Origin of the sequence: Treponema sp. OMZ 840 (assembly GCF_050937815.1) — a bacterium.
Lineage (GTDB): Bacteria > Spirochaetota > Spirochaetia > Treponematales > Treponemataceae > Treponema_C.
Genome location: NZ_JACDIJ010000033.1, coordinates 1 through 1,155 on the forward strand (window position 1 = coordinate 1; position 1,155 = coordinate 1,155).

1 protein-coding gene is annotated in these 1,155 nt (G+C 51.7%); it reads left to right on the forward strand.

All coding sequences use genetic code 11. The features are described 5' to 3' along the window. Positions 1–5: 5 nt before the first annotated feature. Complete coding sequence (locus H0R92_RS13970) at positions 6–743, forward strand: DUF4469 domain-containing protein (RefSeq protein ID WP_432966275.1); 738 nt, start codon at positions 6–8, stop codon at positions 741–743. Positions 744–1,155: the final 412 nt, after the last annotated feature.

Here is a 1,155-nt window from a genome sequence, read left to right on the forward strand (position 1 = left end):
AATCTATGGCAAAAAAGAAAAGTGTTTGGGAAGTCTATCTTCGTCCCAACACCTTAACCAAGGAAAACGACCGCGACTGTATTGCGGACGTTCACGCTCACGCCGCAACTCAGCGTAACGAGGACATTGCAGAGCTCATCACAAAGGAGCGCACCGAGTTCCGAAAAGAAACCATCATCAACATCCTCAACATGCGCGACAAGGCGGTTAAAGACCTTATCCAAGAGGGCATCAGCTTTATGGACGGCTTGGTGCAAATAAGCCCGCGCGTGTCGGGGGTCTGGGCTACCGAAAACGCCCCCTACGACGAAAAGGTGCACAAACGTACGGTAGACCTCATCCCCACCGCCGACTTACGCACGGTGCTTGACGCAATCGGCGTAAAGGTAATGGGCGCAAAAGAAGAAAGCGCCCGCATAACCGCCGTAACCGACACCGCCACGGGCTTAAACGACGGTACCTTAACAATCGGAGACGACATCATCATCGAAGGCAACAAGCTTAAAATTGACGAAACCGACGCGGCACAAGGCGTCTTTTTCCGCCTTGCAGACAATAGTGAGCACAAAGTAACCCGCCGCCTTTCGGTAAACCTTCCGAGCCAAATTATCGCCCGCGTACCTGCGACGGTTCCTGCGGGAAAGGTAACGGTGGTGGTAAAAACAAAATATACGGGAGGTGCCATCAAACTTAAAGAACTGCGCGAAATTGCATACAAACTTGCATGCACGGCAAAAGCGTAACACAGGTTCGTATCGCTCGGAACGACACCTTAGTACCGTCCGATACGAGGTCATAGTATCGGGCGATACGAGGTCATAGTATCGGGCGATACGAGGCCTTAGTACCGAACGATACGGCACCTTCGTATCGGGCGATACGGGATTGTTTAAAAACGGAACATCCTGTTCCGTTTTTAACCCGAGTTTTGGGTATAGCTCAAAACCGATTACTAACGGCTGTTCCGGCATCCATGCCGGGACTGTGGAAATTGACTTCCGCTGTTCCTACGGAACAGCGGGAATGGCGGGTACAGGTTGAAGCTCACGGCTCACATAGCGCCGCTCGCTTCAACGTCGAGTTTATGACGGGCTTATGCCCGTCATAAACATCGCGGATAATCGGCTTTGAGTTCGCACATTTGAAAATGTGCTC

Bases quoted from the DNA above. Each gene is read 5' to 3' on its own strand.
- H0R92_RS13970 (WP_432966275.1), top strand. From the start codon at position 6: ATGGCAAAAAAGAAAAGTGTTTGGGAAGTCTATCTTCGTCCCAACACC.